The sequence below is a fragment of the Mycobacterium bulgaricum genome, assembly GCF_041287165.2.
Classification (GTDB): domain Bacteria; phylum Actinomycetota; class Actinomycetes; order Mycobacteriales; family Mycobacteriaceae; genus Mycobacterium; species Mycobacterium bulgaricum.
Genome location: NZ_JBGGKV020000011.1, coordinates 1 through 22,243 on the forward strand (window position 1 = coordinate 1; position 22,243 = coordinate 22,243).

Genomic DNA, 22,243 nt, shown 5'->3' on the forward strand with positions numbered 1-22,243 from the left:
TAAAGCCGCGCAAACGGGGCGTCGTACGCCCGAAACTGCAGGCGATTTCGACTAAACCTGATAATGCCGTTATCCAGTGAAGCACTCCGTTTTCATCTGATGAATCACGCTCATCTCCGCGTGGTACCGGCTGCCGGCCGCTGACGCCGCCCACCCTCTTATCGTCGTCACCGCGGCCGGAACCATCACCGGAGACAGCGTGGTGCGCGGTCACACCATCGCCGAAACCGTCGCCCTGGAATACGGCAGCATCGGCCCCGACGGCCAACCGAACCCGCAAGGGCAGATCACGCCGTACGACATCGGACCCCAGCCCGCCTGGCGCAACTTGCGCTTCCCGCGTGACGCGATTCCCGCCGACGCCGACCATGTTCGTGTCGTCGCGACCGACCGGTCCCTGGACCCCGGTGCATGGGTAGCAGTCACACCGCCCCGCGTGCCCGAACTGCGTTCACTGCAGGAGTACATCGGCTCTACTCAGCCCGTCCTGCTCGACTGGATGGTCGGCCTGGTGTTTCCCTGCCAACAACCCATGCTCCACGTTAACGGCGTCACCGACGTGCCCCGTTACCGCATCTCACCGGACTATCCGGCCAAACTTCAAAACCCCGATACCTGGCAAGAAGGCCGCAACGGCGGACTACTCGGTATCACCGATCTGCTACTCCGCGCACACGTCGTGCCCACCTATCTGTCCCAAGACTGGGGACGCGACTGGGGCTCTCTGCGCCGATTCGACCCCATCGCCGACGCCTCCCCAGCCCAGCTCGAACTCGGCACCACTACCCGCACCGGAATGTGGAGCCCCGGCTCCATTCGAATCGGCCCCTGAACATCGAGGGGCAACTTCGTCGAACACTTAGCGGTCCAGTCCGACGTCTAGTGCACTGTTCGGCGTACCGGGCAGCGCAAGCAATGCCGGATCAACAGCCGGGTGTACTGGCTCGTAGAAGTGTCGAGCCCACCGTTTGATCGTGGGCCGAAGTCGATCCGGATACAGGATTTTCCGCTGAGTTTTGGGTGCTCGCTGCTGCGCGTGCACCTCGAACAACGCTACGGCGCATTCTGCAAACCCGACAGCAATGCTGACCCCGTCCACGATTAGGCGCGACATGTCCAGTTCGCCGCTGGGCATGTAGTCCAGCGGCCATTTGAGCCCGTGCATAATGGCAGAACTAGTCAGGTAGAAGCCCGATGCGGTGTCTTCAAATCCGAACGCTCTACGGCCGTATGGCTCGCCCTCTGCCGCGTGGGCAGGTGGATGCTTGTCCAGCCACTTCGCTGCGAACCGCACGACGCCGTCACTGGTACGCACGGGTGCTTTGGGCGTGATGTTCTCGCCCCGCCGCAGCATTCTCACACGATTGTCGAACAGTCGGACGTGCTCAACGAAGTCCTTATACTGCTGGGTATCAGCATGATTCGGGTCAGTGTTGAACCACTTGGTGGTTGACACATGATAGGAACGCTGAGCGTTCAACTCTGAGGTTGTGAACCGCACGCTCAAACCGCGGCGCATCTGACGATCACGGTCAGACAGTATCCAGATCGTCGTCGCCGCCGACTCCATAGCGGTACGACACTGGGCAAGGATCGACGTTGTGTGACTGTCACGCGACTTTGGCCGCCACTCAATGAGTTCTGCTGTCGCGCAAAGACAGTCGATAGCGTTCATGATCGGAAACCGAGCTGTAGCACTAACCATGTCGCCCGTGTATTCGTTCATGAACCCCGCATCATCGGCGGCCAGACTGCTGTTCGGGTCCGCGTACTGAGGGTTGAGCCCCCACGTGTACAGCTCCTTGCCTCGCTGCGCCCTTATCAGTGTCCGATGCATCGCGTCGGCGGTCGTCAGCTTCTCGGACAGCCGAGTGAACAGCTCGGCAGGGTCCATATCGGCTAGTCTCGGATCCATCGTGACGTCCTCCCCCGTCGCATCGCGTGACCGCATCATCGATCGAAGTCAACTTTATGCGCGAGGCCGGACACTCGAACCGGGGCAGGGAGCTGCACACGCCTTCCGGATCACCCACCGGCGGCCGGGCACCCAAGCGCGAGACTGAACAGTCCGGAAACACGAGTTCGGCCAACTCGGATGACTGGCGACCCAGTGCCGATCTACAGCAAACAGTATGTGCGCAGCAGAGTCATCTCGGACATTGTTCGCAAAGTGCCGTGCCACGACCATGGACGGTTGGGGTTTCGCTCGTCCGGGTGGATTTATACGGCCGCTCCACTCAGGACGAATACGGCGGAATCGAATACGGAGGGTTACCAGTACGTGGCAATTAGCCTGTGCACGAGACACTTTCAGACTTTGATAACGCTGTTTGGCCTGAGTGCAGCTGGCGCGTTTCGCATTGCACCTGGCGGACATCGGGATGCCGCCATGTGTCTCAGTGATCCTGGCGGTCACAGTTCGCGCCCATCTCCGGCGCAACGCACCCATGGCGGCGTCTCAGAGACATGCGAGGTCCATCATGCCGGGCACACTGGCGGAAAATGCAGGCGTCACAGGGCCGAGCGGGGTCGCTGAACGAGCGCCGGTGACAAAATTACGCAGCGCATACGAGTCCCGGCGAATCTACGCAACGACATCACCGAGGCACGCGAGTACCCGCATCAGACCCTCGGCATCGACCTAATGAGCTTCGGGCACTGGCCGCACGACCGAATGGCGTCCACGCTACGAGGTCAACCGCTCATCACCGGCGTGCTGGAACAGTTCACCCATGAGCGCATAGTGATCGCGCGCTACCACGACGCCTACCTCGACGCTCTGGCGTCGGAAGGCAAACCGCCTCTCGATAACACACTCTGACCCACGAGCAAAGCTCACACCTCTACGCGACCCTCAGGTGGCAATCGTGCAAACGCTTTACTGAACGCTGGCGTGTCGCTGAGGGTGTCAGGTGACTATCTGGACGCAGGACTGGGTCCTCGATCGAGGGCCGACCGGACAAGGGTCCGCGCCGCCCAGGCCATGGCTTCGACAGCTTCAGTCGGCTCCGATCTGCAGATGTCGAGCTGCGTCAACAGCGCCTCGGTGCCGAACACGAGCGGCAGGGTGAGCCGCAGCCGGCGCAGGACGTCCGGCGCCAAGGCGTCGGCCGCCGGCTGCAGCGCCCGGTCGATCCAGCTCATCCGGCGCCGGGTCGGGCCAACCGCGCCGCCGCTGCGCAGAACTGTTTCCAGCTGGAGGTGTTCGAGTTCGCGAAATGGGCGGGGGTGGGCGAACAGCACTGCCATCATTCCTCGCACCAGAGCGTCTGCCCGCTCGACGGCGTCGCGGCCGGCGCCGGCGAACAGCACGTCAGGATCGGGTTCAGCTTTGCGATGTCGGCCTCAATGTCCGCTCGGTGCCGCGCTACGTAGCGTTCCCCGGTCGCGAATTGCTCCATGAGCCAGACGCTCAACGCCTGGATCGCGGCGCTGCGTTGGTCGGGAACGCGTGCGCCGAAGGACAAGAAGCCGTGGATCATGCTCGGCCACACGCGCAGTTCGACGGGCACTGCTGCCGACCGCAGTCGCTCGGCGTACGCGATTCCGTCGTCGCGGAGCACATCGAATTCCGCCAACAGCAGGTAAGCGGGCGGCAGCCCCGAGACATCGGCGGCGCGCAGCGGCGCAACCTCGGGTTCGGTGGCCAAGTTGCCTGGGGCGTATTGCTCGACGTACCACAGCACTCGTTCACGCGTGAGCCGATGTCCTGTCGCGAACTGACGTGCCGAGGCCGTGTTCATCGATGTGTCCAAGACGGGGTAGACAAGCAGTTGCAGCGCCGGGCAATTCGGCTGGCCCAATCGACGCAGACATACGGCGGCGGCGAGATTCCCGCCGGCACTGGTGCCGCCCACAACGATTCGTGCTGGATCAGCACCGAGCACCTCCGCGTGCTCGGCGATCCAATCGAGGACGAACTCTACGTCGTCGAGGGCGGCCGGGTACGGATGCTCCGGTGCCAGCCTATAGTCCACGTTGACCACCACGAATCCGGTGGTGTTCGCGAACGTACGGCAGATGCCGTCGACGGCATCGAGGTTTCCGCGCACCCATCCGCCACCGTGCAAGAACACGATCACCGGGGCACGGTCTGATGCCTGTGCGCGCTGGTAGGTGCGGACCGGAATGTGGCCGACCATGAGGTCGCCGACCACATCGACGTGCTCGGGTGCTGCTCCGTTGCGCCGCAACGCTTCTGCGTGTTCGGCCCGGGTGGCCCCGACATCGTGCGGTCTGGCGGGCGGATCGCGTAGCAGGTCGGTCAGAGCCGGGTCGACGGCGTTCAGGTAGGGCATTGGAAGTTCCTGCGGATGACGTGGGGGCGGAAGAACCGGTCTGGAGCCAGTGCGGGGACGACATCGTCGTGATCGACGAGGACAGCGTCGCGGATCTCGGCCTGTGAATCGCCGCGGCTGGCCAGCCACCGTCCGGTGACCGACTGGTGTAGCCAGGTTTCGAGGTCGTACCGCTCGGCGGCGGAGTCGAACAGCGTGGCCAGAGCGGCCGCCTCCACGGACAGATCGAGCCCTAGGGCACGGGCTGCCGAGGCAATTGCCCCGGCGGCGAGGCCGTCTTCGATGCAGGGCCGCAACGCGGTCAACGGAGTCATCTGTGACCACACCGATCCCGCTGCGATCAACGTCACGCGCCGTGCCGTCGCCGCAGCGATCGTCATGGCGCACCATTCGGCGACGGCAGCACGGTTTCGGAACGAGCCGACGGCGACCGCGGGTGCCTGCGAAACGGCCGCGCATAAGGTGCCACCGTTCTGCGACGGCACCACGACGCGGTCCCCGGGCCGCAGGTCCGACAGCTCGATCAGATCGTCGGCGAGCAGTCGGTCCACCGGGTCGTTCGCCAACAGCTTTGCACCGAAACGACGTTCGATGACGGTATGGTCGCCTGCTTCATCCAGGATGGCCCGGGGCAGCGGCAACACGTCGGCGCCCCGGGCCGCCGCCATGACGACCGTGGTCGAGAAGCTCAACGCGTCGACGACCACGACGGCGTCCCTCCGCTCGACGGCCAGGCAGGCGGCGTCTAGACCCCAATCCGCATGAAGCGCCACCGGTGGCCACGGGTCGAATGCTGTCACCGCCCAGCCTCCGCGGTGTGGCGGAAGTAGGTCCGCTTGACGAGACGGCGGGCGCCGTGCTCGATTTCGGTACGCCCGTGCAGGTATCGCGTGTTGTCGAACAACAGGTAGTCGTCCGGGCTCAATCGAAATCGCATCGTGCGGGTGCCGCTCTCGAGGCAATCTGCCAGGGTGTCCAGCGCCGTGCGCTGGTCGGCAGTGATGTGGTCGCCGGCCAGAGAGAGACCCGTCTGAAGGTTCTCCTTGCGATACCGAATCCGATATCCGCCGCCGCTGGTCCTTCGGGTCACCACGGGAGCCAGCACGGCCGGCTTGTCTTGATGCTGGGGATGCACGAAAGGGAAGGGCGCCCGCAGCTGCTCCAGTACCTGGTCTGCTGCCTTCATCGTGTCGACGGCATCGTCGATGGCCAGCAGCAGACTGGCACCGCCGTGGCCCTCGTTGGCCACGCAGGCAAGGCCGAGGATGTCCGGTGGTGACTGTTGCGCGGATGCGTCGGTGTGCAGCAACATCTCCGAGCGTTGATTCTGGGCGCGCTGCTGTTCCTCGCCGGTGACGTTCGGGGTGACCTGGTCGACGAGGTCGGGGTACACCTCGGATGTTATCGCTGGGGCCACCGCGGCCCCGAGCAGAACCAGCAGAGTGTCGCAGCAGACCGGCGCATTGCGCAGGACCACGGCGCCGGTCTCGGTCAGATCGGTCCGCATGGCCTTAATCACGTCGCGCGCCTGGGGCACCTCGGCCGCGAGTCGCCGCACCGCAACGTGCTGGGCAGCGGGCCGACGCAGGGCGTTCACCTCCGAACTGGGACAGATTCGTTCGGCAACCTCGGCGAACTGGTGTGCACCATCGCCGATATCGATGGATATGGGTGCTGTCATTCGGTGTCCTTTCTGGGGGGTTGACTCGCCTTCGCAGGAGTGGTTGACGGCGAGGGAACGTCGGGCGAGCCGAATTCGAACCGCACTCGAAGCACGTCCGGGCGGTTCCAGGCCCGGCTCAGTACGAGACGCCGGCCCGAGGTCGCATCGACGATGCAGTGCACGACCAACCACAGCGGCGGTCGTCCATCGACCTCCAGGGTTTTGGCGGTTTCGATGTCGGGGACGGCGAGTTCGGCATACGCCCACAGTCGCTTCGGTCGATAACCCAATGATCGGAGAACCGGAACGAGATCGGTTCCTGCGGTGGCGAGCAGTTCGGGGAATTGCGGTGCGAGGTCAGTCGGCAGGTAGCTGTGTGTCAAGTTCGCGACGACCTCGTTGACGGTGCCTAACCGCACGAGTTCGACCACACGGCTGTTGCGCGCCAGCCCGAGGCTTTGGCTGATGTCGTCGTTGGCGCGGATCGGCGTCGCGCGCAAGATCGGACGCGTCGTGGTGGCGCCGGCTTGGTGAACCATGTCGGTCCACGGCACGAACCTCGGACTGATCACGTACTCGACGCGTTCGGCGACATAGGTACCGGAGCCCTTCGCCCTGCGGACCAGGTAGCGGCGTTCCAGCTCCTGCATTGCCGCGCGGGCGGTGAGCCGGCTGACGTGGTGGCGTTCGGCGAGTTCCACCTCGCTCGGCAAGCGCTCGCGCGGTTCGAGTTCGGAAATCTGTTCGGCGAGCTTGTCGGCGAGCACCAAATAGGTGGGCAGCACCGAGGTCATGTCGTGATCACCTGTGCCTCCAGTCGGTCGGGCTGGGAGAACCGAGCGCCGTCGTGGGTGAAGAAATGAAGATCGGCGGCAAGCGCATGCACCCCGACTACACCAGCTGGGCGCACGTGCGAGGGCACCTGCATCCGGGCGCGGTGGCCGTCGACGTCGAGGTGCACGAGGCGGTCCCGGCCGTGCAATTCGGTCATCACCACCTCGGCGTGCCAGCGCAGCCGGGGCGACGGTCCGTCGCCCAACCGCAGATGGTCCGGCCGCAATCCGACGGCAGCCGTACCGGGCGGGCCGAGACTTGCCAAGGGGCCGCCGTCGAAGATGTTCATGCGACTGACGAACGAAGCGACAAAGCTCGTGGCCGGCTGTTCGAACACTTCGTCGGGCGCGCCCGCCTGCTCGATTCGACCGGCACGCATGACGACGAGCCGGTCGGCCAGTGACAACGCCTCCGTCTGGTCGTGCGTGACGAACACGATCGTGGTGCCGAATTTGCGTTGCAACGCAATCAGTTCGGTCCGCATGTCGGCGCGCAACTCGGCATCCAGATTCGAGAACGGCTCGTCCATCAGCAGCACGGCTGGTTCACGCACGAGCGCCCGGCCGATGCCCACGCGTTGACGTTGACCGCCGGAGAGCTCCTTCGGCTTGCGGTGGAGCAGCTCACCAAGGCGCAGCAGTTCGGCGATGGCGTGCACGCGGCGGCGCCGTTCGTCTTTCTTGACGCGAGTCATGCGCAACGGAAACTCGATGTTCCCGAACACGGTCTTATTCGGGTAGAGACCGTAGTTCTGAAAGACCATCGCCACTCCGCGGTCCTCGGCCGGTGTGTTGATCACGTCGACACCGCCGATGTGGATCCGACCGGACTGCGGCGACTCCAGGCCGGCCAGACACCGCAACAGGGTGGTCTTGCCACATCCGCTGGGTCCGAGCAGGACTGTCACCGTGCCCGCGTCCACGTCGAGGTCGACATCGCCCAGGGCGGCGGTGTCGACGCCGGCATAGGACTTGGTCAACGCGTGGCAGCGGACCGACTCGCCCCGGGTGTAGCCGGTAGCGGCGGATACCGTTACGGCCGCTTGGTCAATGACCATGGTCATGTGTCCTGGAGCAGGTCGTGGGCGCGACGTGCCGCGGCATCGAGCGCCTCCCGAGACGGGAGCGAACCACGCAGCGCCTGCACGATCGCCTCGTCGAGCACCTTGCTGATCTGCGCCGAGTGCCGCCCGGGAAAAGAGAACCACGGAACGAGGCTGTCGAGCTGTGCGGTGCCCGCCGCGTAGATCGGCCGATCGGCGAGGAAACCCGCCAGGTACTGCGCGTCGGTTGCGGCGACGCGGTTGACGGGTGAATATCCGCTGCCCTTGACCAGGGCGGTCTGGCCGGCCGGACCGACGAGTTCAGCGATCGCGTCGAAGGCCGCCCGCTGATGCGTTGGGTCGTCGGTGAGGATCACGAACGCGCCGCCGCCGGACGGGCAACGACGGGTGCCCCCGTCTGGCACCGGAGTCATTGCGGTGCGCACCTCGAAGGACGCGCTGTCGGCGATCGAGGTCGCCGAGGCCGACGAGTCGAACATGATGGCGAGATCGCCGCGAGCGAAAGCCTCTCGCATCTGATTGCGCGGCATCGTCTCGCCGAGGCCCGCTTCGTAGAGATCGGCCCAGAACTGAACCACCTGGAGGCCGGGTTCGTCGTTGAAGAGCGGTGTTCGTCCGTCGTCGGAGAGCATTGCGCCGCCGTTGCTGGCCAGGAAACACTGGAACGCCCAGTTGCCGCTGTGGTCGTTGCCGTAGATGGCGCCGTAGCGCGTCGCCTTGTTTGACACCAGCCGCTCGGCGTGACCGCGCAACTCGGAGAACGTTGACGGCGGCCGGTCGGGGTCCAGGCCCGCCTGACGAAACGCGTCGACGTTGTAGAACAACACCAGCGTCGACAGCGCGTACGGCACCGCAAAGAGGTGGCCACCACGGGATCCGAGGTCCAACAGGTCCGGATACAACTGCGTGGTCTCGAAAGCCGACTCCTTCATCACGCCGTCAAGCTGAGCGGCGCGGCCGGATTCGGCGTACCGGTCGATCGCACTCAGGCTAACCAGAGCCAGTTCCGGCGCGCGACCGGCAGCGATGTCGGACTGCACCCGCTGATCGACGGACTCGTAGTTGTTGCCGCCGGTGTTGACGAGCTCGACGGTGATACCGGTCCGCCGAGCGAATTCCGCGCCGACGGTCGCGGAGATGGCATCGACATATTCGGGGAGGTTGTACGTGACCAGTTCGATGGAGTTGCCGCCGGCCTGGTTGTCACCGGAGCGGCCGCAGGCGGCCAGCACGGCGCCGACGGTCAGCGCGGCTGAGCCCGTCAGGAAGGTGCGCCGCGCTACTGGTGCGGTCAATACGGTCATGCGTTAAGCCTTTCGTAATCAGTCGATTCCGTGGGTCAGGGATATGCCGCGAACGAAATACCGTTGAAACACTAGGAACGCGATGATCAGCGGCACGACCGCGAACGTCGCCGCGGCCATTTGCGCGCCGTAATGCGCGCCGGTCTCTTGCGATGAGAACTGTGCGATCGCATAGGGCACCGTGGCGTTCTGTGTTGTGCGCAAAATGACGCTGGGCCAGAACAGGTCGTTCCAATGGCTGATGACGCTGAACACACCCAACGCGACGAGCGCCGGTTTGATGTTGGGCAACACGACCCGCCAGACCATGGCCACCGGGCCGACCCGATCGAGTCGGGCGGCGTCGAACATGCTCTGCGGGATCGACAGCACAAACTGACGAACCAGGTAGATGCCGAACGCGCTTGCAGTGAAGGGGACGACCAGGCCGGCTAGTGAATCGGCGAGCCCAAGCCGCGACAGCATGACGTAGTTCGGAATCGCGATGACCTGAGTGGGAATGATGAAGCAGACCAGAACCAGCCACCAGGCCGGATTCCTGCCGCGAAACTTCAAGCGCGCGAGGGCATATCCGGCCGGCACGCTGGTCGCCACTTGGCACAGGAAGATCAAACCGGTGCTGAGCACGCTGGTTAGGTAGTAGCGCTCCCACGGCGCGGATTCCCACGCGGTGACCAAGTTTTCGGCGGTCGGTCGGGTCGGCCACAGGCTGCCGTCGAGGATGTGTTCCTCGGGCGTGACCGCCGAGCGCAGCATCACGTAGAACGGCAGCAACATGAGCAGGGCGCCGACCGCCAACAGGACATGGGTGATGATCTGTCGCGAAACGAAGCGGGTCATCTCCGGCCGGCCTCTTCCCATCGCCGCCCGAAGCTGCATAGTTGCGCGAACGTCACGATCAGCACCAGCGCCAGCAGAACCAGACTGATGACCGCGCCACCGCCGATGTCGCTGAAGGTGATCGCACGTTCCCACATCAGGTAGGACAGCGTGGTGGTGGCGCGCGCAGGTCCGCCGCCGGTCATGACCTGGATCTGGTCGAAAACCCGCAGTGCGTCGCCGGTGGCGACGACGACGGCGAACACCAACGCGGGCCCGAGCGCGGGGAAGGTGACGTGCCAAAACCTCTGCCAGCTGCCGGCTCGGTCGAGCCGGGCGGCGTCGACGAGGTCGGGGTTCACGTTGTTGAGACCGGCCAGAAACATCACCATTGCCGCACCGATCCCTTGCCAACTTCCGACGACCGCGACCGCCGGCATGGCCAGTTGGGTCGAATTGAGCCAGCCCTGCCAGCCGGCCACCGCGCCGACTGTCGCGTCGATGACGCCGTCGACCGGATAGAACAGCCAGGTCCACACCACCGACATCGCGGCAAGCGTCGATGCCGCCGGAACGAAGTAAGCAGTGCGCCAGACCGCCGCTCCGCGGGCGAGCGAGTTGACGCCCAACGCGAGGACGAGCCCCACCACGACGATCGTCGGTACCGTCAACAGCGCGTACAGCACCGTGCGTGCCACAGCCTGCTGTAGCTCGCTGCCGCGCAGCACCGCCTCGTAGTTGCCCCATCCGTCGAAATGGCTTGTGCCGGCGAGCAAGTCGTACTCGTAGAGCGACAGCACCGCCACGATGCCGACTGGCAATAACACCAGAAGCACCAAGAGCGTGACCGCGGGTACCAGCAATACGGCCGGCGCCCAGCGCTCGGAGACACGCCACCGCCGACGCTGCTGTGTTTCCGGTGAGGTCGTGGAAAGGACCGCAGTGTGCAACACGTCGGCGACGCTAGGGCGCCCCGGCCAACCTCACGCCTCGCAATCGTGAATGCAACGAGAACAATCAGTAATAACTGGAGTTCAATCTGTCTAGACAGCCTGTAAGTCACCTTGCCTGCGCCTGGCCTGTCGGACTTCGCGGCGACACTGCAGACATGCTTGACCTCCTCCTTCCGCTGCAGTGCGGTGGCTGCGCGGCGCCCGTCGACGCGCTGGTGCGCCTCCTGCGCCCTGGCGTCGGAGGGTAAACCGCCTCTCGATGAGCATCGTGGTGAGAATGAACGAGAGCGCTATCCCTCGGGGCGAGAGGACCCGTGTGCTTGGAGGCCGCTCGTATCGCTCGGTGCCCCTGCGGCTTGTGATGTCAGCAGTGCGGGGTGCGTTGGGCAGCCGGATGAACTCGTCACGAATCCGCAGATCCCCCGGACTGCTCATGGCCGCGGCTTCCCTGCGGCGAACGCAATCCAAAGACCTCACCCTGCACGCAGAGTCTCCATGTCGCGCAGTAACTGCATGGCCTCGGCGCGGTCGGACTCGTCTTCAGCCAGCTTTCCCGCCTCGGCGCGGATTGCTGCGCCGGCCTTCCATCGTGCGGCATCGATAAGGGCAGTTCGAACAGCTGCGGATACGGCCGTGCCATCCCTGGTGAGGACCTCCAACGCCTTCGTTGTGTCTTCGGCCGGCCGAAAGTTTTCAGCCATGACGACACTGTAATGCGATCTGTAAGGCACTTAGCGGATTCGCTTAGGCGAAGTTCTGGCGCAGTGGCCGTCCCCAGGGAGTGCGAGCCCAGCGCTGCTCTACAGCAAACAGGACATGTGTTTGTGAGAACGTCTCAGCTACACCACTCAGAGACCCCGTAGCCGTCCGAGATCTGAAACCCGGGACTCCCCGGCGTGCGAAGGTGTAGAACCCTCCCAGGTGGAATACGGCAGAATCGAATACGGCGGGTTACCAGTAGCGCTTAAACCAACTGCGCGAGAAGCGCTTTCACGGCGAACGCAACTGTGACGGTCGGTATCGAACCGAAGCGTCGGGGTTAGAACGTCCGTGGCTTGTTGACAGAGCACGGTGGTTGGAGCGTCGCCCGGAATCACCCACGCGTGGGGGCGTTCGCTGCGGAAGGCCATCGAGTCGCCGGGCTCGTGGACGTAGTCGACGCTGCCATCGAGTTGCAGATTCAGCCACCGTTCCTCGGTTGGACTGGTTGTAATGCGCGTCACGCTATCGTCTAAATGATTTATGATCAAGGGAGTGGCACTTGCTTAGGGGGTACAGTCAAGCGGTGAACGACCAGCGATCTCGACGTTCCAGTGACGAGGTTCGCGGCCTGATGCTCGACTCGGCACGCGAGCTCTTCCGTTCGCAGGGTTACGACGCGACCAGCACGCGGAGTATCAGCGAGCGTGCCGGGGTGTCGGAGTCGATGTTGTTTCGTCATTTCGGGTCCAAAAGCGCAATCTTCGAAGAATCGGTGCTGCGGCCTTTTCTGGCTTTCGTGGAGTCGTTTGTGGGCGACTGGTCTGATCGCCCACCGGCCGAAGTGGTGCCTGAGCTTCTCGCCGACACGTACGTCGACGGCCTGTTCCGGCTCTGCCGGGACAATCTTGATCTCCTTCGCGCGCTGAGTGAGCCACGCCCCGGCGACCCGAGTCGCGCCGCGGCACGCAAGGCATCGAGGTTGATTCAGGATCACCTCAGCGAACTCGCCGAGCAGGTGGAGCATTACCACCGCGAAGTGGGCCTGCCTCCTACGATGGATCCGCAGCTCGCGGTCCGGTTCACGGTGGCTATCGTGATCGGCGCGGCGCATCTCGGGCCGGCATTCTTCCGCCGGCCCTCGGAGACCCTCACGGCCGATATCGCTGCGTTTGTCGTCCGAGGGGCCGGCCACCCCGGAAGCGGACACGTCGCCCAGTGAGGCTTTGGCACCAGTGATTCAGGCGCCCCCTGGCGACCTCCATCGGCTCAGCAGCTGCGCCAACGAGTCGGCATCACCGACCACGGATTGCGGGTGAGCGCTTGGGGTTCTGCTGAACCGGGGCGCAGGTGCAGGTTGCATCAACCCGTCGACGTCGACGAATCCACGGCGACTCTGGTGGTGAGGATGCAGATGTGCTTCCCAGGGGCTCAGGACGGGCGACAAGCACGCGTCGGAATCCGCGAAGAGCTCCGCCCATTCGTCCCGAGTTCGCTGTTTGAGTCGTTCGGACAGTGCGACCCGCACCTGCGGCCAACCGGTCGGATCCAACTGCGCCGGAAGAGTCGTCGCGTCGATACCGAGCCGGTCGAGCAACTCCTGATAAAACTTCGCTTCCATGCTGCCGAGGGCGACGAACTTGCCGTCCGCGCACTCGTAGGTGTCGTAGAAAGGGGCGCCGCTGTCGACGATGTTCTCTCCACGCGGCGCATTCCACATCCCTGCCGCATGCATCCCGTGCGCGAAGCTCGTCAGCAACGCTGCGCCGTCGACCATCGCCGCGTCGATCACTTGCCCCTCACCCGAGCGGCTCCTCTCGAACAAGCCGGCCAGAACACCTAACGCGAGAAGCATTCCACCGCCTGCGAAATCACCGAGAAAGTTCGCCGGTGCAAGCGGAGCCTGCCCGGCTCGGCCCACCAGGTCCAAAGCGCCGGACACCGCGATGTAGTTGATGTCATGGCCGGCTGTGTGTGCCAGCGGACCGGTCTGGCCCCATCCGGTCATCCGCGCGTACACGATGCGTGCATTTCGCCCGAACACGTGCTCGGGCCCGACGCCGAGCCGCTCGGCGACACCCGGGCGAAAGCCTTCGAGGAGCACATCGGCGTGTTCGACGAGGTCGAGTACCTGTTCCACTCCCGCAGCGTCGCGCAGGTCGACGGTCAAGCTGTGCTTGCCTCGATCGAGCGGACCGGCCGGCGACTGTTCGCCGGCGGACCTCGTCGGACGGTCGATGCGGAGCACATCGGCCCCGAGATCAGCCAGGATCATGCCGCCGAACGGCACGGGCGCCAGATTGGTCAGTTCGATGACGCGAAGACCCGACAAAGGACCCAAGGCCCAGCTCCTTCCGACTCGACATGCCCCTCGAACTGCTCGGCAGCCGCCCGTGGCCGTCCCGTCGATGCCTGATGCCGACAACAGTCGAGCATCGTGCCCTATACAGCTAAATCATTAGCCTACACGGGCCGTACTGTCGTACCCCGGAGCGTCACTGCGATCCGATCACCGCGCCCCACTGAACAGCGCCCCGGAGCACGTTCAACTTGAGTTCGTCCTCTTCTGAGGATGGCTGATGCACAACAACTTTCACCGACGGCCGGTCGATCATCCGGAACTGGATGAGATCGGTCGACAGCAGGCCGACGACGGGATGGCGGAACGACTGCCGGCCATTGGCCGACAGAACCACCTCATGCGTCGCCCACCACCGGCTGAAATGTTCGCTCACGGCTTCGAGTTCAGCGGCCATCATCGCGAACAGAGGATCATCGGGATGTGCTGCGGCCTCGGCGCGAAACTGTCCCACCACCAAACGTGCGTGCTCGTCCCAGTCGACCAGGGACCGCCGCACATCAGAAACCGCAAAGGTAGCCCACAACACATTGCGGTGATGCGGCGGCAGAGCGCCGATGTCACAGAACACCGCCGACAGCGCGTCGTTCCACGCCAGGTATTCGGATCGGATCCCGACGGCATAGGCAGGCGCAGGAAGCAGCCGCTGAAGCAGCTTCCTGAGCGTCTCCCCGACCCCTTGCCCACTGCCGACACGATTTCCCAGAGGTAACCCGGCGAGCCGGCGCAGGTGGCGATGTTCTGCCTCCCCCAGCCGCAGCGCGGAAGCGATGCTGTCGATGACGTCCACGGTGGCCTGGACGTCGTATCCCTGCTCCAGGCGCGTGTACCAGCTGTAGCTGACCCGGGACAGGTGAGCGACCTCTTCTCGCCGCAAGCCCTTCACTCTGCGCCGTCCTGCAACCGACTCCAGTCCGACCTCCTCGGGCTTGAGCTGGGCGCGGCGAGACCGGAGAAACTCAGCGAGTTCATGCCGCCGCTTCTCGGGCTCGAATGACGTGCTCGCCATTTCGCATTCCTATCACCGCCCGTGGTACCAGTGACCCGGTTCTTGTCAATTGGACAGCCCGACCCAAGAATCGACCAGCATGAGTACTACACGCCCAGTCTCGACGTACTCCTCGCGCGGGCAGTTGCACTATCAGATGCTTCTCGGCGAGCACGACTCTGATCCTGGGCAGGTTGCCCTGCCGCGCACATGGTTCGGCTTGCCGTGGTCAGCTATCTACCTGTACGGCAGCCTGCGCGACGAGGAAGGAGAGCTGTACACGGTGCTGCGAGCTCCCGAATACAGCGGGGGCGGCCGCAAGCGATTCTTCCTGCAGTCGACCCTAGACGGCGCCCAGGACCTGAAAGTACATGCTGCCAGCCGCAATTCCGCCCGATCGACGGGATTCGTGCGGACCCACACCAACGGCACGACGAGCCTTGTCAGCGCACCGGACAGCGAGGGTGACGCCTTCACCTTCACCGTCGACTCCACGACTTCACGCTGGACGGAAGGCGCTGTCATAGACCTGCGCGGCACCCTGGTCGAACCGGGCCTGCATTGGCATCTTCCGCACGCGGAGGACGGCTACTACTACGTCTCACAACTCTATGACGTCGAGGGGGAGATCCTGGGTCGCAAGGTTCGAGGGTTCTACGGCGCCGATGACATGTACATGCACGGACTGTGTTACCAAGATGACCTTCTGATCGGCCGCCGACTGCACGTCGCCTGGTACACCTGGGCAACCCGCTATGTGGACGGATCGCTCGACGGCGGGCACTTCATGCTCGGACACGACGGTCTCGGCATGCTCCTGCTCTGCGACGAGACCGGCGCGGTGCGACGCACAACGAACGTCACCGGTCATGTCGAGGTGGACGGAACCGGTTTGTGGCCAAGGAGAATCGAGGTTCACGCTCCCGGAGAGGACTGGGAGTTCCTGCCTGATCCTCGCGGGCGGATGGTCGACTTTATGCCCATGCCGAACCCGCAGACCGAAGGTCGGTGGCGGCGAATCGGCGACACACGCGAACCCTCGCACTGGTTCGCTTATGGCGAGATCGCTCCATCACACGGCCTGACACCTCGCCGGTACGAGGATCCGGTCTGACATGCCAGACCTGGACGTCGTCGAGCGGCGCCGCGGCGGACTCGAGAAGTGGCTGACAGCGGCGTTGCCGGGGGACGCCTCCGTCTCGCTCACCCCTTTCATGCCGGCCAGCTCGGGATTCTCCAATGTCACGCTGTTGACCGAGATGCGCATCACGGACGCTCAGGGAACTGTGTCCAGGGATGTGGTTCTTCGCGCCCAATCGACAGATGGGGGCTTGTTCCCGGACTACGACCTGCGCCTTCAGTACGACGTGATGGCGGCGCTGGTTCCCACCGAGGTCCCGGTGCCGGACGTTCTGTGGTTCATCGACGATCCGGAGGTCCTGGGCGCACCGTGCTATCTGATGGAGCATGTGAAGGGTGAGGTCGCCTCGGGGTTCAGGCCCGGATTCCACGGGCATGGACTGTTCTTCGACGCGACAGTAGCTCGGCGCCAGGCGATGTGGTTCGCCGCCATCGATGTCATGGCTGCTCTCCATCGCGTTCCCGTCGCCGGCCTGGCACTGCCGACATCGCTGAATCCGCACCTCACCGGAGAGGCCGCACTGCACGGGCTCCTCGACGCCATCGAGACCCAACTGTCCCGGGCGCGCGTCGAGGTGCCCCTTCTCCACGAGGCGGTGAGGAAACTCAGAGGCTCGGTGCCGCAGAATGTTCCCGTCGCACTCTGCTGGGGCGACGCTCGCCCGGGAAACATCATCTACCGAGACGACGAGGTTGTCGCGACGCTCGACTGGGAACTCGCCTACGTCGGACCACCGGAAGGCGATCTGGCTTATTTCCTTCTCGTCGATGAAGTCGTCGCCGAACTCAACGACGTCCCCCGTCTTCCCGGACTGCCCGATTCAGAGTCGACGATCGCGCACTACGAACAGAAACTCGGGCGGCCCGTGTCGGACCTCGCGTTCCACACTGTCCTACAAGCTCTGCGGATGGCCACGATGCTGGCGTTGACGGTTGCCCTGAGTCCATCCCAACTCACCTTCCCCCCCAACTATCTGACAGACAACGTCGCGATGCGCCGATTGTCCGCCCTGATGGACTAGCGAGGAGACCACCCATGGACGAAGTCGTGTTGACGGCTGCCGATGAATATCTGCACCACCAGACGGTCGCCAGTTTCGAACAAGTGACAACCACCGACCGGAACTGGACCGAAAAGGGCTATGTGGTGGCCTATGACACCTCGGGCCAGGTTCTCATCGCGGTCGGAATCGGCAAGTACACCAACCGCGATGTGATGGACGCCTTCGCCGGCGTCGCGGTTCCCGGCCGGCAATGGAATGTCCGCGCGTCCCGGGAACTGCGGCCCGATATCGACGTCACCACCGTCGGGCCCGTGGTGTGGGACGTCGTGAAGCCACCAACGATCAACCGGGTCGCCTTGATGCCCAACGAACTCGACGTCAGTTTCGACGTGACGTTCGAAAGCAACTTCGCCCCCATCGTCGGACGGCCGGGCATTCGGCGGGACCGGGGTATCACCGGCAACCACACCATTCGGTATTTTCAGCCCGGCCGAGCCAGCGGCGAAGTGACGGTCGAGGGCCGGACCTATCGGCTCGATCCCGAACGGAGCTACGCATACAAGGATCGATCCTGGGGAATTCGCGCCATGACGGGCATCCCGCTGCCCGGCGCCTTCTGGTTCAGCGACCCCACCGGCACGCCAGAAGCCGGTCTGCGGCCCGCGCCCGGCCGGCCAGAAGGAGTGCTGCACGGTTACCTCAACTTCAACTTCGGCACGTGGGCACTCTCATCGACGTTCACGCAGGGGCCTGATGGGCGACCGGTGGCTTCGAGCACCGGAGTGTCGGAAGGCTTCGTCGTCTTCGCCGATGATGCGCGGCCGAGATTGCGGATCACCGAGCTGGAACTCGACTTCGATTTTTGGCCGAACTCGCGCCGCGCCCGGTCCCTTCAGGCGCATGTCGCGCTCGAGGACGGCACTAGCCGCGAGATCCACTGTGGTTGGCGGGATCTCGTCTACTACTTCCGTGGCGGCGGGTACTTCGGGTACCGCGGCTGGTGGCAGGGTGGCTATCGGGGACCACTCGACGCCGCAGGCGAGGTCCTCGACCTCACCGACAAACCGACCCTCGACGAGCTCTACGGATGCGAAGAGATTCCCGTCGAGTGCCGATGCGGCGACGAACTCGGATACGGCGTGATGGAGCCCTGGGCCATCGGCGCCCTGCCGAGGTACGGCATCACCGAGGACATGATCGGATGAGCGACGGTCTGGTCGTACTCGTGCAGGCGGTGAGTGCGCTTGCGAACGTCACCCGGACGGCGTCGGTGCCCCCGCCCGAGGTCCTCGAGAAGGTGACCGCACTGGTCGCCCAAGCCACGGCGGCGTTGGATCGCTACGCCTGGCCAGGCCCCTACGCTGTCGAGCAACTCGCCCCGCCCGGCAACGGGAGATTGCAGTGGGATGAGACCGACCTGCGCACCACCGTCCCCTACAGCCCCATCCTCGGCCACCTGAATCCGGTTGCGGGGGTGAGCCGAATATGGTCTGAGAACGAGCAGGTGCGTGGGCAGGTCACACTCGGCGCATTGCATGCCGGACCCATCGGAGCGGCGCATGGCGGAGTGGTGGCCGCATTACTCGACGAGATCACCAGCCTTTCGGTACTCGCTTGCGGAGGCATCGGATACACCCAGACGTTGACCGTCAGCTACCGGCGCCGCACGCCGCTTCATGAGCCTCTCGAGCTGTGGGCACAAACCGCTGGGATCACGGCTGGCGTCTACCTCACCTCTGCCGAGATCCGGCACGAGGGTGCGGTCACCGCGTCAGCGGTGGGCGTACACCGCGCTTCGGGCCAAAGAGACCAGTCGGTCTACTGCGACAACACCTGAACAGACTGCGCTCACCGCGGCATGTTCTGCCGATTCCAGTCAAGCCAACGCTTCTCGAAACCGTCATGACTTGCGGGCCGTTGTGGCGGAATTCGGCGCGCTGCAGCGCCACGGCGTCACGCAGCTAGCCGTGCAGGGCGGTGCGCAACCGGTCGATGTCGGCGTCGGTCAGACCGGCCGCTCCGAGATACCCCCGCAGAGAACCGAATTCGTCATCGGCCGTGCGCCACGCCGTCTCCAGGTAACTCTCCCGCACGCCCAGCACCGAATCGGTGAGTTGCGCCTCGGCGAGCTCGAGCACCCCCGGCGATCCGGGTGCCTGCTGCCGCACCCTCTCCAGGAAACTCTGGCGCAGTCGCGGAACCGCGGAGTTGCTGCGCAGATAGTCAGCCACTATGCCGTCCCGGCCCACACCGGCGGCCTCCAGCACCGTCGCGATCGCAAAACCCGTGCGGTCCTTGCCCGCGAAGCAGTGCGCGAGGACGCTGCGGCCTGAACCGAGCGGCGTCACCACCCGGTGCACCGCCCGCTGCGCCAGCGGCGCGGCCGCACTCCTCGGTCATGTAGCGCGCGGCGGCGTCGGCCACCGACATGCCATCGGGCTTGTCGGTCATCATCCGCTGGAACGCGTGCTCGTGCGGCGCCTCGTCGTCGGACGCGGTGGTCTCGACGAACGGCAGGTGATGGATGTCGACGCCCGCCGGCACCAGCCCCGGCCCGTGCCGTTCCAGTTCACGCAGCGTCCTCAGGTCCGCGACATCGGTGACGCCGTACCCGCTCAGCGCGGTACGAACGTCGTCGTCGAGCTTCGACAACTCGCTGGCGCGGAGGAACTTCCCCGGCGCGATCCCGGTCTGCTCGGAGACATCACGGACTCTGGCAGTCGCGGCCCATCCAACTTATCGTCTAAATCATTTATCTTCAACAGCCGGATTTTACCGCGCGAGCCGAAGTCAACTGACGGCCCCGACTGCGCTCAGGTGCGCCACATGTTCACGGCGCCGCGCACTCGACGTGCAGCGTGCCCTGCTCGTGCCAGTCCCGCAGCAGATGCCTGCGCACCTTTCCGGTGCTGGTCCTGGGGAAGTGGGCGACCACTACCCACTCACTCGGCCGTTTGTACGAACTCAGCCGACGCTCGGCGAGCAGCGCCAGTTCGGTCACATCCACGGTATGGCCCGGCGTCGGTATCACCGCGGCGACGACCCGTTCCCCGAGCCGCGGGTCGGCAACGCCGAAAACGGCGATGTCCGCCAGGTCCTGATGGCTCGAGACCGCCTGCTCGACTTCGGCGGGATAGACGTTCAAGCCACCACGAATGACGACTTCCCGGATGCGCCCCTTGAAGGCGATCACTCCGTCGGCGTCCATGGTGCAGAGATCTCCGGTGCCGCGCCAGCCGTCCGCATCCACCGCAGGATCGATCCGTCCGTCAGGCTGCAAGTACCCGGACATGGTGAGCGGGCCCCGCACGCAGAGTTCGCCTTCTGTGTCGACAGGGACGATCGCCCCACTTCGGTCGCGGATACAGAAATCGCGTCCCGCCAGACATCGCCCGAGCGTTTGCATACGAACCTCGATTGGATCTTCCAGCGAAGACGCAATCATCGCGGGCCCTTCGCTTTGCCCGTACGCCCCGATGACAGTGATTCCGAGCTTTTGCTCCATGTCGACGATCAGAGCCGGGTTCACGGCTGTCGCACCGCCGATTGCGGTTCGCAGACTTGCGAAGTCCTGGGGTCCGACCCCCGGCACAGTGAGCAGGTCGATCATCATGGTGGGGACCAAACCGGCCAGCGTCGGAGAGGTCTGGCGTAGGGCATCGACCACCGCCTGCGGACGGAAACGCTCCACCAGAACGTAGGCGCCACCGACGGCCAGCGCAGCGACCACACCCGTCACAGAGCCACCCACATGGTGCAGCGGAAGGGGGTTGAGGAACCGGTCACCACGGGAGAATCCGACAGCTCGAGCGAACACGGCCCCACAGTTCAGCGCAGCGCTGTGGGAGATGCTGGCCGCCTTCGGCCGTCCAGTCGTTCCTGACGTGTACTGGATCAAAAACTCGTCCTCAGGCGAGAGCGCAACCGGTTCGGCCCTGTCTGCGGAGTCCAGCTGGGCGATGTCCTGAACCAGCGGTTTGGCAGCCATCGACGCGGCGACTTCGCTCAAGCGATCGAGCACTTGGTGATTCCCTGCCTGCTCAGCTGCAACGATGAGACCGACACGAGCACAGTCGATCTGGAACCGCGCCTCTTCGTCGGTACACGAGGCGCTGATCGGAACCACCGGCATGCCCGCCACCGCGCACGCGTACATGGCGACGATCCAGTCGACCGAGTTCATCGCGACGATCGCGACTCGTGAACGGTGCGGGTTGAGCCTCAGGAGCGTGGCGGCGGCGCGTCGAGCCCTGTCGTAGAGAACTGACCACGTCAGTTGGTCGGAATTGTGATCCGTTGCCCACATCACCGCGGGGGCTTCCGGGTTGTCCGACGCGAGTGTCGCCAGCGCTGCACTGATGGTGTCGCGCCGCAGCGTCCACCCATCGACACCGTTAATCAGCGCACGGCCATCGAACGGAACGCCAGCTAAAGGACGAACGGCTTCACCATCAAAAGGAGGTCTGGCCGACAAGATCAGTCACCCTTGATCTCTCATAACGGTCGCTAACGAGACGGACGTCTCCGACAGACGGCCTTAACTATAAATGAGGGTGCGGACTGGCTGTCAATCAGCAATTTTGACCGCGATCCAATGCCGTACTGCCGCTCATCGAAATCTCCAACGGTGTGGCTCCACCGAGAGGGACGGGTCTCCCTCGATGCTCCAGGTGTCTGACGTGACGCCAGTAGCTGCGCCAAGCAGGCCCGCTTTCTCGGGCTCGCACGGGAGGGACGACATGAAATTACACGCACTGCGAAAACGTCGCGGGAGGTTGTCGTCGATTGCTCGCCACACCGGCTTCGACCGCAAAGTGGTCCGGCAGGTTCCTGGCCGGCGGGTCCAAGACCAAGGTGTGGACGCGGCCGGCGCGGCCCCTCCGGGAGTTAGGCGGCGCGTTCGGGTGTCAGTGCGTCGGTTACCGCGAGTCTGGCAGCAATCACTTAACCGAGAGTTTGGTCGTCGCCTTACCGGGCGTCGGTGCCTGGTGATCCACAAGCACGCACCGACTGCAACGCCTGCTGTCGATCCTGTGGGCCAACGCTGGCTGCATGTAATTTTGCCGCACCGCAGCGATGACACCTCAGCGCAAGGCTTTTCGCGAAGCGACTTCTGACG

Annotated in this window: 20 protein-coding genes and 2 pseudogenes; 7 read left to right on the top strand and 15 right to left on the bottom strand. The window is 64.5% G+C overall.

All coding sequences use genetic code 11. From position 1 onward, the window contains the following. Nucleotides 1–109: 109 nt before the first annotated feature. A pseudogene (locus ACAG24_RS23460) lies at nucleotides 110–832 on the top strand (arabinosyltransferase C-terminal domain-containing protein); the annotation flags it as partial. Between the two features lie 27 nt (nucleotides 833–859). On the opposite strand, the gene ACAG24_RS23465 reads toward ACAG24_RS23460, so the two are convergent. Beyond that, entirely contained in the window at nucleotides 860–1,894 is a 1,035-nt protein-coding gene (locus tag ACAG24_RS23465) for a hypothetical protein (protein WP_370474999.1), read from the bottom strand. Between the two features lie 750 nt (nucleotides 1,895–2,644). Here ACAG24_RS23465 and ACAG24_RS23470 point away from each other — a divergent pair. Continuing rightward, nucleotides 2,645–2,821 (top strand): hypothetical protein, encoded by a 177-nt coding sequence (locus tag ACAG24_RS23470; RefSeq protein WP_370475000.1) that lies wholly within the window; start codon nucleotides 2,645–2,647, stop codon nucleotides 2,819–2,821. A gap of 95 nt (nucleotides 2,822–2,916) precedes the next feature. Here ACAG24_RS23470 and ACAG24_RS23475 read toward each other — a convergent pair whose 3' ends face one another. From ACAG24_RS23475 to ACAG24_RS23525, 10 genes are all read right to left on the bottom strand, one after another. Further along, on the bottom strand, nucleotides 2,917–3,249 hold the full coding sequence (locus tag ACAG24_RS23475) for a hypothetical protein (protein ID WP_370475001.1): 333 nt from the start codon (nucleotides 3,247–3,249) through the stop codon (nucleotides 2,917–2,919). Beyond that, on the bottom strand, nucleotides 3,249–4,298 hold the full coding sequence (locus ACAG24_RS23480; RefSeq protein WP_370475003.1) for an alpha/beta hydrolase: 1,050 nt from the start codon (nucleotides 4,296–4,298) through the stop codon (nucleotides 3,249–3,251). The genes ACAG24_RS23475 and ACAG24_RS23480 overlap by 1 nt, the downstream gene beginning before the upstream one ends. Then, nucleotides 4,286–5,098, bottom strand: a complete 813-nt coding sequence (locus ACAG24_RS23485; protein ID WP_370475004.1) for a 2-phosphosulfolactate phosphatase — start codon at nucleotides 5,096–5,098, stop codon at nucleotides 4,286–4,288. The genes ACAG24_RS23480 and ACAG24_RS23485 overlap by 13 nt, the downstream gene beginning before the upstream one ends. Beyond that, nucleotides 5,095–5,979, bottom strand: coding sequence for a TauD/TfdA family dioxygenase (locus tag ACAG24_RS23490; RefSeq protein WP_370475005.1), 885 nt, complete (start codon nucleotides 5,977–5,979; stop codon nucleotides 5,095–5,097). Before ACAG24_RS23490 ends, ACAG24_RS23485 begins: the two co-directional genes overlap by 4 nt. Continuing rightward, nucleotides 5,976–6,755 carry a GntR family transcriptional regulator gene (locus ACAG24_RS23495; protein ID WP_370475006.1) on the bottom strand — a complete coding sequence of 260 codons (780 nt, stop codon included), beginning with the start codon at nucleotides 6,753–6,755 and terminating at the stop codon, nucleotides 5,976–5,978. Before ACAG24_RS23495 ends, ACAG24_RS23490 begins: the two co-directional genes overlap by 4 nt. Beyond that, entirely contained in the window at nucleotides 6,752–7,852 is a 1,101-nt protein-coding gene (locus ACAG24_RS23500) for an ABC transporter ATP-binding protein (RefSeq protein WP_370475007.1), read from the bottom strand. The genes ACAG24_RS23495 and ACAG24_RS23500 overlap by 4 nt, the downstream gene beginning before the upstream one ends. Nucleotides 7,853–7,854: 2 nt before the next feature. Further along, nucleotides 7,855–9,162, bottom strand: coding sequence for an ABC transporter substrate-binding protein (locus ACAG24_RS23505; RefSeq protein WP_370475008.1), 1,308 nt, complete (start codon nucleotides 9,160–9,162; stop codon nucleotides 7,855–7,857). 18 nt (nucleotides 9,163–9,180) lie between these two features. After that, complete coding sequence (locus ACAG24_RS23510; protein WP_370475009.1) at nucleotides 9,181–10,002, bottom strand: carbohydrate ABC transporter permease; 822 nt, start codon at nucleotides 10,000–10,002, stop codon at nucleotides 9,181–9,183. Then, a complete protein-coding gene (locus tag ACAG24_RS23515; RefSeq protein ID WP_370475010.1) occupies nucleotides 9,999–10,808 on the bottom strand; it encodes a carbohydrate ABC transporter permease in 810 nt (269 codons plus the stop codon). The genes ACAG24_RS23510 and ACAG24_RS23515 overlap by 4 nt, the downstream gene beginning before the upstream one ends. 599 nt (nucleotides 10,809–11,407) lie before the next feature. Beyond that, complete coding sequence (locus ACAG24_RS23525; RefSeq protein ID WP_370475011.1) at nucleotides 11,408–11,635, bottom strand: hypothetical protein; 228 nt, start codon at nucleotides 11,633–11,635, stop codon at nucleotides 11,408–11,410. Nucleotides 11,636–12,267: 632 nt separating this feature from the next. Between ACAG24_RS23525 and ACAG24_RS23530 the strand changes: the two genes are divergently transcribed. Further along, nucleotides 12,268–12,855, top strand: a complete 588-nt coding sequence (locus ACAG24_RS23530) for a TetR/AcrR family transcriptional regulator (RefSeq protein ID WP_370475113.1) — start codon at nucleotides 12,268–12,270, stop codon at nucleotides 12,853–12,855. A gap of 18 nt (nucleotides 12,856–12,873) precedes the next feature. Here the strand turns inward: ACAG24_RS23530 and ACAG24_RS23535 are convergent, their stop codons facing one another. Together ACAG24_RS23535 and ACAG24_RS23540 are read right to left on the bottom strand one after the other, a co-directional pair. Then, nucleotides 12,874–13,974 carry a CaiB/BaiF CoA transferase family protein gene (locus ACAG24_RS23535; protein ID WP_370475012.1) on the bottom strand — a complete coding sequence of 367 codons (1,101 nt, stop codon included), beginning with the start codon at nucleotides 13,972–13,974 and terminating at the stop codon, nucleotides 12,874–12,876. 154 nt (nucleotides 13,975–14,128) lie between these two features. Continuing rightward, nucleotides 14,129–15,001 (bottom strand): helix-turn-helix transcriptional regulator, encoded by an 873-nt coding sequence (locus ACAG24_RS23540; RefSeq protein WP_370475013.1) that lies wholly within the window; start codon nucleotides 14,999–15,001, stop codon nucleotides 14,129–14,131. 79 nt (nucleotides 15,002–15,080) lie between these two features. Between ACAG24_RS23540 and ACAG24_RS23545 the strand changes: the two genes are divergently transcribed. The 4 genes from ACAG24_RS23545 to ACAG24_RS23560 are packed head-to-tail and all read left to right on the top strand — an operon-like array spanning nucleotide 15,081 to nucleotide 18,961. Next, complete coding sequence (locus ACAG24_RS23545) at nucleotides 15,081–16,094, top strand: hypothetical protein (RefSeq protein ID WP_370475014.1); 1,014 nt, start codon at nucleotides 15,081–15,083, stop codon at nucleotides 16,092–16,094. Nucleotide 16,095: 1 nt separating this feature from the next. After that, the gene (locus tag ACAG24_RS23550; protein ID WP_370475015.1) at nucleotides 16,096–17,142 is read left to right on the top strand and encodes a phosphotransferase family protein; all 1,047 of its coding nucleotides are present in this window, start codon (nucleotides 16,096–16,098) and stop codon (nucleotides 17,140–17,142) included. A gap of 14 nt (nucleotides 17,143–17,156) precedes the next feature. Then, entirely contained in the window at nucleotides 17,157–18,329 is a 1,173-nt protein-coding gene (locus tag ACAG24_RS23555; RefSeq protein WP_370475016.1) for an Rv3169 family protein, read from the top strand. Then, nucleotides 18,326–18,961, top strand: coding sequence for a PaaI family thioesterase (locus tag ACAG24_RS23560; RefSeq protein WP_370475017.1), 636 nt, complete (start codon nucleotides 18,326–18,328; stop codon nucleotides 18,959–18,961). Before ACAG24_RS23555 ends, ACAG24_RS23560 begins: the two co-directional genes overlap by 4 nt. A gap of 124 nt (nucleotides 18,962–19,085) precedes the next feature. Here ACAG24_RS23560 and ACAG24_RS23565 read toward each other — a convergent pair. Further along, a pseudogene (locus tag ACAG24_RS23565) lies at nucleotides 19,086–19,833 on the bottom strand (tyrosine-protein phosphatase); the annotation flags it as partial. A 121-nt stretch (nucleotides 19,834–19,954) separates the two neighbouring features. Continuing rightward, nucleotides 19,955–21,526 (bottom strand): class I adenylate-forming enzyme family protein, encoded by a 1,572-nt coding sequence (locus tag ACAG24_RS23570; protein WP_374150798.1) that lies wholly within the window; start codon nucleotides 21,524–21,526, stop codon nucleotides 19,955–19,957. Nucleotides 21,527–22,243 lie beyond the last annotated feature (717 nt).

Coding starts and splice junctions, on each gene's coding strand:
- ACAG24_RS23530 (WP_370475113.1), top strand. CDS start 12,268: ATGCTCGACTCGGCACGCGAGCTCTTCCGTTCGCAGGGTTACGACGCG.
- ACAG24_RS23560 (WP_370475017.1), top strand. CDS start 18,326: ATGAGCGACGGTCTGGTCGTACTCGTGCAGGCGGTGAGTGCGCTTGCG.
- ACAG24_RS23480 (WP_370475003.1), bottom strand. CDS start 4,298: ATGCCCTACCTGAACGCCGTCGACCCGGCTCTGACCGACCTGCTACGC.
- ACAG24_RS23510 (WP_370475009.1), bottom strand. CDS start 10,002: ATGACCCGCTTCGTTTCGCGACAGATCATCACCCATGTCCTGTTGGCG.
- ACAG24_RS23525 (WP_370475011.1), bottom strand. CDS start 11,635: ATGGCTGAAAACTTTCGGCCGGCCGAAGACACAACGAAGGCGTTGGAG.
- ACAG24_RS23500 (WP_370475007.1), bottom strand. CDS start 7,852: ATGGTCATTGACCAAGCGGCCGTAACGGTATCCGCCGCTACCGGCTAC.
- ACAG24_RS23490 (WP_370475005.1), bottom strand. CDS start 5,979: ATGACAGCACCCATATCCATCGATATCGGCGATGGTGCACACCAGTTC.
- ACAG24_RS23540 (WP_370475013.1), bottom strand. CDS start 15,001: ATGGCGAGCACGTCATTCGAGCCCGAGAAGCGGCGGCATGAACTCGCT.
- ACAG24_RS23470 (WP_370475000.1), top strand. CDS start 2,645: ATGAGCTTCGGGCACTGGCCGCACGACCGAATGGCGTCCACGCTACGA.
- ACAG24_RS23550 (WP_370475015.1), top strand. CDS start 16,096: ATGCCAGACCTGGACGTCGTCGAGCGGCGCCGCGGCGGACTCGAGAAG.
- ACAG24_RS23465 (WP_370474999.1), bottom strand. CDS start 1,894: ATGGACCCTGCCGAGCTGTTCACTCGGCTGTCCGAGAAGCTGACGACC.
- ACAG24_RS23475 (WP_370475001.1), bottom strand. CDS start 3,249: ATGGCAGTGCTGTTCGCCCACCCCCGCCCATTTCGCGAACTCGAACAC.
- ACAG24_RS23505 (WP_370475008.1), bottom strand. CDS start 9,162: ATGACCGTATTGACCGCACCAGTAGCGCGGCGCACCTTCCTGACGGGC.
- ACAG24_RS23545 (WP_370475014.1), top strand. CDS start 15,081: ATGAGTACTACACGCCCAGTCTCGACGTACTCCTCGCGCGGGCAGTTG.
- ACAG24_RS23555 (WP_370475016.1), top strand. CDS start 17,157: ATGGACGAAGTCGTGTTGACGGCTGCCGATGAATATCTGCACCACCAG.
- ACAG24_RS23495 (WP_370475006.1), bottom strand. CDS start 6,755: ATGACCTCGGTGCTGCCCACCTATTTGGTGCTCGCCGACAAGCTCGCC.